The sequence below is a fragment of the Kitasatospora sp. NPDC007106 genome, assembly GCF_040634455.1.
GTDB lineage: Bacteria > Actinomycetota > Actinomycetes > Streptomycetales > Streptomycetaceae > Kitasatospora > Kitasatospora arboriphila.
In genome coordinates this window covers 1-2,486 of sequence record NZ_JBEYFP010000834.1, presented here as the reverse complement: position 1 = coordinate 2,486, position 2,486 = coordinate 1, and the positions used below count along the sequence as shown (strand labels likewise).

Annotated in this window: 1 protein-coding gene; it reads right to left on the bottom strand. The window is 73.7% G+C overall.

From position 1 onward, the window contains the following. Nucleotides 1-128: 128 nt before the first annotated feature. Nucleotides 129-2,471, bottom strand: a complete 2,343-nt coding sequence (locus ABZ641_RS33000; RefSeq protein WP_359987835.1) for an RICIN domain-containing protein — start codon at nucleotides 2,469-2,471, stop codon at nucleotides 129-131. Between the last annotated feature and the right edge of the window lie 15 nt (nucleotides 2,472-2,486).

Sequence of the window (2,486 nt, the reverse complement as noted above, 5' to 3'; positions counted from 1 at the left end):
CCCGCGCCGCCCGCGCCGCCCGCACGGCCCGCATCGCCCGCGCCGCCCCGGGCAACGGCGGTGCTCGGCCGCAGACACCGGGAGGGCCCCGCGGTCGACCTCCCCGCGGGGCCCTGCGGACCGTTCGGTCAGCCGACCGTCCAGCGCTGCAGCGCCGAGCCGGTGTCCGCCTGCTGGGTCACCGCCGCGCCGTCCGCGGTGGAGGCGGTGGTGAGCAGCAGGCCGCTCTTCTGCGAACTGATCCGGTAGCCGCCGCTCACGGCGGTCACCACCCAGCGCTGGTTGCTGCCGCCGGTGCAGGTCCACTGGATGACCTGGGCGCCGGCCGTGGTCGAGCCGCCGCTGACGTCCATGCAGAGGTTCGACTCGCCGTTGGTGATCTGGTAGCTGCCGTCCGCCTGCGCGGTGAAGACCCAGGTCTGGTTCGGGCCGCCGTTCGGTGCCCAGGTCACCAACTGGGTACCGGCGGCGGTCGAGTGGTTCGGGTCGTCGAGCGCCTTGCCGGAGGCGGTCAGCGTGTGGCTGCCCGCGAGCGCCGGGTTGACGGCCCAGGTGAAGGTGGTCGAGCCGGTGGCCGTCCCGGAGGAGGCGGTGACCGTCACCGTCGACGATCCGGTGGCCGTGGGCGTCCCGGTGATCAGACCGCCCGCGCCGATCGACAGGCCGGCGGGCAGCCCGGTCGCCGAGAAGGTGAGCGCCTTGTTCGCGGAGTCGCTGCCGGTGAGCTGCAGCGAGACCGCGGTGTTCACCTTGGTGGACTGGTCGCCCGGGCCGGTGACGGTGACGGTCTCGGCCGCCGCGCCGACGGCCGTCAGCGTCAGTGCCTGCTCGTCCGCGCTGCGCCCGCCGCCGACGCCGCTGCCGCCGGTGTCCGTCCAGCTGCGGACGGGCGCGGTCTCGGCGAGCCGGCCGGCCGCCGGGGTCAGGCCGAGGACGAGGCCGCTGTAGCGGTTGACCAGCTTGACGGTGCCGGTGGCCGTGCCGGAGGCGGTGGCGCCCGGGATCACCCACCACTGCTGGCCGACGGTGGGCCCGTTCGCGGGGGCGGCGGTGACGGTGGGCAGCGCGCCCCAGGCCCGGCCGGCGACGGCGCCGGAGTTCACGCCGAGCAGCCGGCCGGTGGAGCCGTTGGCGATCCGGTAGGAGCCGTCGCCGTTGGCGGCGAAGGTCCACGACTCCAGGGCGGAGCCGGTGGCGGAGGCCAGCGAGGTGGTCGCCGAGCCGCCGGAGACCTGGGCGAGGACCCGGCCGTTGGCGCCGGCGATCCGGTAGGTCCTGGACGGGTCGACGGGCGGCGCGGGGGCGGCCGAGGCGCCGACGGTGACGTCCACGTACTGGCCGGAGGCCCCGCCGGAGCAGCCGAACGCGCAGTACGAGCGGAAGGTCCGGCCGGTGATCGTGGAGCTGGTGCGGTTGGCGCCGTCGAGGAACCAGCGGTACCAGGACGCGGTGCGGTAGCTGCCGGTGTCGCCGAGCAGGAACCACTTCTGGGTGGCGAGGTCGGCGGTGGCGTAGAACTGCTGCGGTGCGTTGCCGCTCTGGTCGACGGCCTGCGGCTCGCCGATGTAGAGGCCGAGGTGGGCGTTCCAGGTGACGTCCATGACGAACAGCGGCGAGGTCGCGGGCATCGTCCCGGCGGCGATCTGCTGGGCCGCGGTGCCGGTGTTCGCCGGGTCGTACTCGCCCGTCACCGGGGTGTACCCCGTGGTGCTGGACGGGCCGACGGGCACCATGTTGCTCTCCCGGCCGCCCACCCCGGGCTGCGACCAGGCGCCGTCGTACCACTTCTGCCAACTGCCGGGCGCCATCTTGCCGGAGAGCGGGGCGCGCGCCGCGTGCTCGTAGAAGGCCTTCCAGCCACCGGACTTGTCGACCACGCGCGAGCCGTAGAAGACGTAGAAGTACCCGGAGGCGGTGTCGACGAACAGCCGCTGGTCGCCGTCGCCGTAGGAGTACGTCTGGTGGGGGAAGGCCGTGGTGTCGCCGCGGGCGGTGCTGTACGGCGAGGTGATGACGTGGTCCCGGATCGTCCAGGTGCTCCCCCGGTCGGTGGAGACGGCGTAGTCGATGGCGTCGAAGTGCAGGCCGTCGCCGAACGGTTGAGGGGTGAACTCGTTGTGCACCAGCCCGTACCAGTCGCCGGTGTCCGGGTCGACCCATACGCCCGCGAGGTCGCAGTAGTTCTTGTGCGCGTAGCTGCCGGAGCCGGCCGCGGCCGTCGCCGTCCGGCCCGTCGGGCTGTTGTTGCACCGCCAGGTGGTGTCGTTGTTCCGGTCGTCGGAGTTGGCCGGGTTCACGGCGTTGCTGACGGCCGACGAGCGGGTGGCGGTGTCGAAGTCGGTGCCGGTGAAGAAGTCCCAGTAGCGCGGGTCGTTCGCGCCGTACAGCGCGGCGGACTGCTGGAACCAGAAGGTGCGCCGGACGCCGGCGCCGAGGCCGCCGAAGCCGGAGCCGATCACGGCGACCCGCACGTGCGGATGGTCGGT